The sequence below is a fragment of the Megasphaera sp. UBA4382 genome (genome assembly GCF_002391155.1).
GTDB classification, from domain to species: Bacteria; Bacillota; Negativicutes; order Veillonellales; family Megasphaeraceae; genus Megasphaera; species Megasphaera hexanoica.
Map to the genome: position 1 here is coordinate 19709 of NZ_DGRS01000081.1, position 8039 is coordinate 27747.

Here is an 8039-nt window from a genome sequence, read left to right on the forward strand (position 1 = left end):
GTTTCTCTAATCGGACGGAGTTCCATAAAAAGCGCTTGCAGAAATGACGGTGGATAGGTACAATTTGGTTAGAGTACCGGTGATTATGGAACAAGGAGTGATGTTGATGTATAATTTCGAATTTTATGCTCCCACCCGGGTTGTCTTCGGCAGAGGAACGGAAAACCAGGCGGGGGCACTCGTGAAAGAATATGGCGGTACGTCTGTTCTGATACACTACGGCGGAGGCAGTGCCGTCCGTTCTGGCCTGATCCAGCGGGTCAGACAGTCTCTGGATGAAGCCGGTGTTTCGTATGTCGAACTGGGCGGTGTCGTCCCCAATCCTCATTTATCACTGGTGTATCAGGGGATTGAACTGTGCCGGAAAGCCCATGTCGATTTCGTCCTGGCAGTGGGAGGCGGCAGCGTCATTGACTCAGCAAAGGCCATCGCCTATGGGCTGGCAAATGATGGGGATGTCTGGGATTTTTACTGCGGGAAACGCAAGCCCCAGGCCTGTATGCCTGTAGGCTGCGTACTGACCATTGCCGCAGCGGGCAGTGAAATGAGCAATAGTTCGGTCATCACCAAAGAAGATGAAGGGCTTAAACGGTCGTGCAATACAAACCTGGCACGGGCAAAATTTGCCATTATGAATCCTGAGCTGACCATGACCCTGCCGGACTGGCAGACCCAGGCCGGGTGTACGGATATTATGATGCACACGATGGAACGATATTTTACGCAAGGTGGCAATATGGAAATTACCGATAGCATAGCGGAAGGATTACTCCGTACGGTAATGAAATATGCCGTCATTCTCCATGCACATCCGGAACAGTATGAAGCGCGGGCAGAAATCATGTGGGCCGGCAGCCTGTCTCATAACGGCCTCACGGGATGCGGCAATGACGGCGGCGATTTTTCCTGCCACAAACTGGAACATGAACTGAGCGGCATGTTTGATGTGACCCACGGGGCCGGCCTGGCAGCTATCTGGGGTACATGGGCACGATACGTCTATCGCGATTGCCTGCCACGGTTTGTGCGGTTTGCCAGACAGGTCATGGGTGTGTCCGAAGGTCCTGACGACAGGGTGGCTTTGGCGGGGATTGAACAGATGGAATCGTTTTATCATTCCATTGGAATGCCCATCTCTATTCACGAATTAGGCATCACTCCTACAGATGATCAGCTGAAGCAAATGGCTCGTCTGTGTGCCAGAGGGTGTGGCGGTCATCAGGGATCGGCAAAAGTTCTGGATGAAGAAGACATGTACCGCATATATAAAGCGGCACTGTAAACAGCCTGAAAATACGTAAAATCGTTAATATGGAAAAGTATACTAGTGCATTTTTGAGGAGGATTTGTATGAAAATAGTAGTAGCTATGCCGGTGACAGAAGAACACAAAAAGTGGCTGAATGCAGCCGCCGGAGATTACCCGGTTTATTTTGCCGATAATCAGGCAGCCGTAGGTGCACAGGTACCGGAAGATGTATTGTCTGATACAGAAATCATCATAGGCAATCTGGATCCTGAACTGGTGAAGAAAGCACCGAATCTGCGCTGGATGCAGCTGAACAGTGCCGGGACTGGTGCGTATATAAAAAAAGGGGTCCTGCCGGAAGGGGCGGTCCTCACCAATGCGACCGGAGCCTACGGACTGGCACTGTCGGAACATATGCTGGCCCAGCTGCTGGCGATGATGAAGAAATTATATGCCTATTATGATAATCAGAAGCAAAGCCTTTGGAAAGACGAAGGACCGGTCACATCCGTATACGGGGCCCGGGCGCTGGTCATCGGGTTCGGCGATATCGGCAGTGAATTTGGCAAACGCCTGAAGGCTTTGGGGGCCCATGTGACGGGAATCCGCCGCCGCAGTACGGTAGTCCCGCCGGAAGCAGATGAAATGGGAACGATGGATAAACTGGATGACTATCTGGCTAAGGCGGATATTGTGGCAACCAGCCTGCCTGATACGCCGGCTACATACCATCTTTATAACAAGGAACGCTTCGCGGCGATGAAACAGGGAGCCTGGTTCATCAATATCGGCCGCGGCAACTGTGTCGTTCAGGAAGATCTGATGGAAGCCGTGAAATCGGGGCATCTGGCAGGTGCTGCTCTGGATGTGACCGATCCGGAACCACTGCCGGCCGATGATCCTATGTGGCAGGTACCGGGGATTTATATTACACCCCACGTTTCCGGCGGATATCATCTGGCAGAAACGCACAACCGGATTGTGCAGATTGCCTGTGAAAACTTAGAGGCCTATTTCTATGGTGGCAAGATGAAAAATATCGTAGATTTTCAGACAGGCTATAAAAAATAGGGAGGCAAGGAATATGATTCAGACAATAGCTTTTATTGGTGTAGGTATTATGGGAAAACCGATGGTACGGAATCTCATGAAAGCCGGTTTTTCGTTACATATCTTTGCGCGGCACAAAGAAAAAGTCGAAGATGTCATTGCCGAAGGGGCTGCTTTTTATCATTCTATCAAGGAATGCGTGCAAGGGTGTGATGCGGTCATTACCATGGTCGGATTTCCAAAAGACGTAGAAGAAGTGTACTATGGAAAAGATAATATCTTTGATTCGGCCAAAAAAGGAGCGTATTTGATCGATTGCACGACATCCAGCCCGTCTCTGGCAGTCCGGCTTCACGAAGACGGCAGCGAAAAAGGATTTCATGTTCTGGATGTCCCCGTCACAGGTGGTGAAAGCGGGGCTATCAAAGGTATTTTGTCTATGCTGGTCGGCGGAGACAAGGAAGATTACGAAGCTTGCATGCCGATTTTCCAGGCTGTAGGCACCAATATTAATTACCAGGGCCAGGCGGGAAATGGCCAGCATGCCAAAATGGCTAATCAGATTCTCGTGGCCGGTGCCCTGAGCGGTGTCTGCGAAGCACTGGCCTATGGGAAGGCCCGTGGCATGGATTTGCAGGTATTATTCGACTCCCTGTCTACGGGAGCCGGCGGCAGTGCCCAGCTGTCTGCTCTCGGCCCCAAGATTCTTGCCGGAAATTATCAGCCGGGATTTTTTATCAAACATATCATCAAAGACTTAAAACTGGCTTCGCAGGAAGCGGATACATTGGGGCTGAAGCTGGATATGGTTCCAGAAGTACTGGCTGATTTTGAAGACCTGGCAGCTAAAGGACATGGAAACGAAGGATCCCAGGCTCTGATTAAACATTATATCGATATGGAAAAATAGCACGGTCTGTCCGTAGAACTGATGCGGAGGTAAGCTGGAGTTAAATGAACCTTTTTTCATTTTGCTCCAGCTTTCTTTTTAGGAAGATACGACTTGACAAATCACTCTATTCTTTCTATACTTTACTTAGTTGAACTTTCAACTAAGTAGGAGGGATGAGATGATGACATTACAGAGTCTTTTATTGCGGGATATAGGAGCTATATACCGTAGTATCCAGTCTGTTATGGAGCTTAGGTTTCGTAATAAGCAGTTACAGCGTGGGCAGTTTATTTTTTTGACGCGCATTTGTGAACATCCGGGTATTAAGCAGATTGAGCTGACACGGATGTGCCGCGTCGATAAAGGGACGACTGCCAAAGCCGTGCGCAAACTGATGGAAGCCGGCTATGTCCTGCGCAAACCTGATTCCCGGGACGGCCGGGCATGGAATCTGTTTCCTACGGTGAAAGCCGGGCAGGTATATGATGAAATCCTGGCGGAAGAAAACCGCGAGCTGGAAGTTTGTTTCCGAGGCATGTCGGCAGAAGAACGGCGTCTGCTATTGGGGCTGATAGAGCGTGTCCAGCAGTCAGTCGAAACAGACTGGCTATTATTTCATGAGTATAAGAATCCTTCTGATATAGGAAAGGGAGGCGTATGATGGAATTCACAGAACTGCCGTAGATAATGCTGTCAAAGGCAGGGGACTGGCGCAGCATATTTTTGCCGGAACAGAACGGATTGCCCGGGACCGGTAATAATCTGCAGAGAAATAGCCGGAGACACATGTTTGAGCGTTGCTTATCAGGATATAATATGATACCATTAATGTGAAATAGACATAATCATGTGCTATAACTGTGGGGAGAGATGAATATGGCCCAACGAAGAGATATTCAAAAAATAGTAGTTATTGGCTCCGGCCCGGCTGTCATTGGACAGGCTTCTGAATTTGATTATTCATGCACGCAGGCGTGTAAAGCTCTGCGCAGCCTGGGCTATGATGTCGTGCTCGTTGATTCCAATCCGGCAGCAGTTGTGACGGATCTATCTGTAGCAGATCATACTTATATTGAACCACTCAATGAAGAATGCCTGACGCGGGTGATTGAAAAGGAACGGCCCGACGCACTATTGCCCGGTATGGGCGGGCATCTTGCCATTCGTGTATGTGCCGGATTAAATAAAAAGGGAATCCTGGCACAATACGGAGTCCGTATTGCCGGCATACCGATGAATATTGTCGAAGGCGGAGAAAACCACATCGCATTTAAAAAGTCCATGGATGAATTGGGACTTCAGACTGCCCGGAGCATTGTCTGCTCCAGCGTCGAGGAAGTCCTGGCGGCGGCAGGTAAAATGGAATATCCCGTCGTACTCCGCCCTGCATATACATGTGGAGGCAGCGGAAGCGGCATAGCAGAGGATGAACCGTCGCTCCGGGCGCTTTGTGCCCGTACTCTGCAGTCCGGCCAGGCCCGGCAGGTCCTGGTTGAAGAGACGCTGACCGGGTGGAAAGAATTGGAACTGGTGGTGCTCCGTGATGCGGAACATACCGTTGTGCCGGTGTGCTTTATGGAAAATCTGGACCCTGTGGGAATTCATACGGGGGATTCTGTTTCTGTGATTCCTATGCTGACTGTTCCGGAGGATGTACAAAAGGAAATTCAGCGTCAGGGAACCTTAATTGTGGAACATATGGGAATCATCGGCTGTGCTGATATAAAATTTGCCTGGAATCAGCAGGATGGCCGCGTAACTGTCATCTCCTTCAATCCACGGATGTCCCGTTCTTCTGTACTGGCTTCAAAGGTGACGGGGGTTCCCGTTGCCAGCATTTCAGCCAGACTGGCAGCCGGTCTGTTACTCCGGGAAATCCCCTGTGCTGACTGGGGAACGATGGATCAGTATCAGCCGGGGCATGGTCCGATAGCTGTAAAATTCCCGCGCTGGGATTTCCATCCCTATGATGGTGCCAAAGACATACTGGGAACGCAGATGCGGTCCATCGGTGAAGCGGTGGCACTGGGGAGAACCTTTAAAGAAGCATTGCAAAAAGTTGTCTGCTCGCTGGAACAGAAACGGTACGGACTGGGCCAGGATGAAATGTTCATGGCAATGACCCCGGATGAATTGATGCGAAAGTTAGCTGTTCCTTCATCGGAACGATACTTTATGATGTATGAAGCGCTTCGCAAGGGAGCTGCCCCGGAAGAAATACAAAAAATAACACAGGTTCATTCCTGGTTCATTACACAGATTAAAGAATTGGCGGATGAAGAAAATGCCCTCAGAGAATTGAAGGGGGCAATTCCCTCTGATGCGGTACTGGTACAGGCCAAGAAAGATGGATTTTCCGATGCCTGTCTGAGCCATATTCTGGAGGTGCCGGAAGATGCAATCCGCATACACCGGCAGTCGATTGCTCTGACGGAAAAATGGCAGGCTGTTTCCGTTAACAGCGCTATGCGGCAGACGGGCTGTTTTTCTACATACAATGGAGAAAATCAGCATACCGTACGGCAGGGGAAACCTAAAATTATCGTATTGGGGAGCGGTCCTGAACGTATTGGCCAGAGCGGGGAATCCGATTATGGATGTATCCGGGCTATGGCAGCGTTGAAAAAATCAGGATTTGAAACCATTATGGTCAATTGTGACCCGGCAGCTGTATCGACTGGAGAGGATGCTGCAGATACGGTGTATATTGAACCGCTGACAGTCGAACATGTACTGGAAATCTGCCGTCATGAAAAACCAGTCGGCGTCATCGGCCAGTTTGGAGGAAGGGCAGCAGAAAAACTTATAGTGGCTCTGCAGGCAGAAGGCGTGCATATTCTGGGAACGGACCCGGGCAGCCTGAATCTTGCCGGGGACTGGCACCAATTCCAGGACATGATGAACAAGATCGCTGTTCCTGTGCCAGAGTCTGGTTCAGCTGTCCAGCCAGAGGATGCGTTGCATGTAGCAGAACAGATAGGATATCCGGTGGTGCTGCATATAGGTGATTCCAAGACCATCATTCATGATCCGGCCACTCTGGAAACGGCGATGAAAAAGGCTGGTATTACGGCTGACTACCCTGTATATCTTGATCGTTTCCTGCACACGGCGCTGAAATGTGAAGCCGATGCCGTAAGCGATGGCAGACACGTATTTATACCGGCGGTCATGGAGCATATTGAACTGGCAGGGATTCACTCCGGAGATAGTGCCTGTGTCATTCCAAGCCGTCATATTGCCGGAGAAGCACTGAAGCAGATTCAGAAATATACGGAAAAAATAGCAGTGTCTTTCCACGTTATGGGGTTAATGAATATACGATATGCCATTGAAGATGACCAGGTATATGTCCTGGAAGTCAATCTGGGAGGGTCGCGTACGATGCCCCTGGTTTCCAAGCTATGCCATATCCCCTTGCCAGAACTGGCTGCAGAAATCATGACGCTGCCACTGACAGGGAAGGAATCGCCTGTTCCTTCGTTAACAGAAAGACATATTCCCTTTTATGGAGTTAAGGAATCCGTATTCCCGTTTGATATGTTCCCGGAAGTAGACCCCGTATTGGGACCGGAAATGCGTTCTACGGGTGAAGTATTGGGACTGGCAAAGACATCAGGTGAAGCGTTCTATAAGGCAGAAGAAGCGGCAGGGGGAACACTGCCTCTGGAAGGAGCTGTACTTATTTCCGTCAGTGATGCTGATAAACCCTATATCGCTGCAATTGCACAGGAATTCGCCGAAGATGATTTTGCTATCTATGCGACGGATAAGACATTTGAACTGCTGCAGGCGGCATGTATCCCGGTCAAACGGGCGAACAAGCTGGGAGAAGGCAGCCCGAATATAGAAGACCTGATTGCCGATGGTACGGTTCAGATGGTAATCAATACGCCATCTGTGCGTAAAGATGCAGCTGATGATGATGGGGCCCTGCGTAAAGCAGCCGTCCGGGCTCATATTCCCTATGTGACTACCATTGTCGCGGCCAGAGCCAGCGTAGAAGGCATGCACCGCATGATTACTCATGGGCGCAGTCCCGTATTGTCATTGCAGGAATGGCAGCATACTATTACGGATAAGTGAAAAAAGAGGAAAATTTAATTATCAATTAAAGGAAGGGGCTGCTGTATTTTTCACGATACAGTGGCCTCTTTTGCTGTATAATGGCCTTGTCAGAGATAAATCAAAAGAAATGTCAAAAAAAATAGATTTTTTACTTGACATCGAACGAAGGATTTGGTAAGATATACAAGTCGTCGGGAGACAACAGAAACAAAGACGACGAGATGACCTTTGAAAACTGAACAATGCAACATACGAATGAACGCCAGATAAGTAGAGAGCCATGTTTGAAGGAGCCGAAAGGCGACGCGCAAACATGAGCGAATCACTTATACCGAGATTAACTCGGTAGTGCGAGGTTCTAGAGATAGAACGTCAAACAATGAGTAACAAACCAACAATAGTAAGAATGAGCTAGTGCTCTTCACATATCATGGAGAGTTTGATCCTGGCTCAGGACGAACGCTGGCGGCGTGCTTAACACATGCAAGTCGAACGAGAGGACATGGAAAGCTTGCTTTTTATGGAATCGAGTGGCAAACGGGTGAGTAACGCGTAAGCAACCTGCCCTGCAGATGGGGACAACAGCTGGAAACGGCTGCTAATACCGAATACGAAGCAGCTCCCGCATGGGGGCAGCTTGAAAGGATGGCCTCTGAATATGCTATCGCTGCAGGAGGGGCTTGCGTCTGATTAGCTGGTTGGAGGGGTAACGGCCCACCAAGGCGACGATCAGTAGCCGGTCTGAGAGGATGAACGGCCACATTGGGACTGAGACACGGCC

At 49.6% G+C, this 8039-nt stretch carries 5 protein-coding genes and 1 rRNA gene (1 of these 6 cut by a window edge); all 6 read left to right on the forward strand.

Annotation, left to right across the window (positions count from 1 at the left end):
• Positions 1 to 106 precede the first annotated feature (106 nt).
• A complete protein-coding gene (locus B4H10_RS09890) occupies positions 107 to 1282 on the forward strand; it encodes an iron-containing alcohol dehydrogenase (RefSeq protein ID WP_292018752.1) in 1176 nt (391 codons plus the stop codon).
• A gap of 68 nt (positions 1283 to 1350) precedes the next feature.
• On the forward strand, positions 1351 to 2319 hold the full coding sequence (locus tag B4H10_RS09895) for a D-2-hydroxyacid dehydrogenase (RefSeq protein ID WP_075582076.1): 969 nt from the start codon (positions 1351 to 1353) through the stop codon (positions 2317 to 2319).
• 13 nt (positions 2320 to 2332) lie between these two features.
• Positions 2333 to 3208: an NAD(P)-dependent oxidoreductase gene (locus B4H10_RS09900; RefSeq protein ID WP_292018753.1), complete on the forward strand. Its 876-nt coding sequence runs from the start codon at positions 2333 to 2335 to the stop codon at positions 3206 to 3208.
• Between the two features lie 160 nt (positions 3209 to 3368).
• Positions 3369 to 3851, forward strand: coding sequence for a MarR family winged helix-turn-helix transcriptional regulator (locus tag B4H10_RS09905; protein ID WP_059075774.1), 483 nt, complete (start codon positions 3369 to 3371; stop codon positions 3849 to 3851).
• A gap of 215 nt (positions 3852 to 4066) precedes the next feature.
• A complete protein-coding gene (gene carB, locus B4H10_RS09910) occupies positions 4067 to 7276 on the forward strand; it encodes a carbamoyl-phosphate synthase large subunit (protein WP_292018754.1) in 3210 nt (1069 codons plus the stop codon).
• 409 nt (positions 7277 to 7685) lie between these two features.
• Positions 7686 to 8039: ribosomal RNA gene (locus tag B4H10_RS09915) — 16S ribosomal RNA — on the forward strand; its annotated part runs 612 nt beyond the window's last position; the annotation flags it as partial.

Bases quoted from the DNA above. Each gene is read 5' to 3' on its own strand.
- B4H10_RS09890 (WP_292018752.1), top strand. From the start codon at position 107: ATGTATAATTTCGAATTTTATGCTCCCACCCGGGTTGTCTTCGGCAGA.
- B4H10_RS09895 (WP_075582076.1), top strand. From the start codon at position 1,351: ATGAAAATAGTAGTAGCTATGCCGGTGACAGAAGAACACAAAAAGTGG.
- B4H10_RS09900 (WP_292018753.1), top strand. From the start codon at position 2,333: ATGATTCAGACAATAGCTTTTATTGGTGTAGGTATTATGGGAAAACCG.
- B4H10_RS09905 (WP_059075774.1), top strand. From the start codon at position 3,369: ATGATGACATTACAGAGTCTTTTATTGCGGGATATAGGAGCTATATAC.
- carB (WP_292018754.1), top strand. From the start codon at position 4,067: ATGGCCCAACGAAGAGATATTCAAAAAATAGTAGTTATTGGCTCCGGC.